Annotated in this window: 1 rRNA gene; it reads left to right on the forward strand. The window is 50.4% G+C overall.

Annotated elements, in window-relative coordinates:
* Positions 1-88 (forward strand): 5S ribosomal RNA (gene rrf, locus ACXAHI_RS21060); the annotation flags it as partial.
* Between the last annotated feature and the right edge of the window lie 170 nt (positions 89-258).

Consider the following 258-nt stretch of genomic DNA (forward strand, 5'->3'; position numbering starts at 1 on the left):
CGTTCCCATGCCGAACACGGAAGTTAAGCTCTTCAGCGCCGATGGTAGTTGGGGGCTCTCCCCCTGCAAGAGTAGGACGTCGCTAGGCAAAGAGAGAAGTCAGAGCATTGAGCTCTGGCTTTTTTTTGTATGTTTTTGATTTGTCTCGTTGGACCGTAAGGTGAGTACCTTCATTGAGAAGACAGAAAAGGGCATCTTCGAAAGCTTCGTAGGGGTGGGAGAAGCAAGAAATTCGAGGAAGCAAGTGAGGCTGGACCG

The organism is Anaerobacillus sp. ABD4_527 (assembly GCF_056160805.1).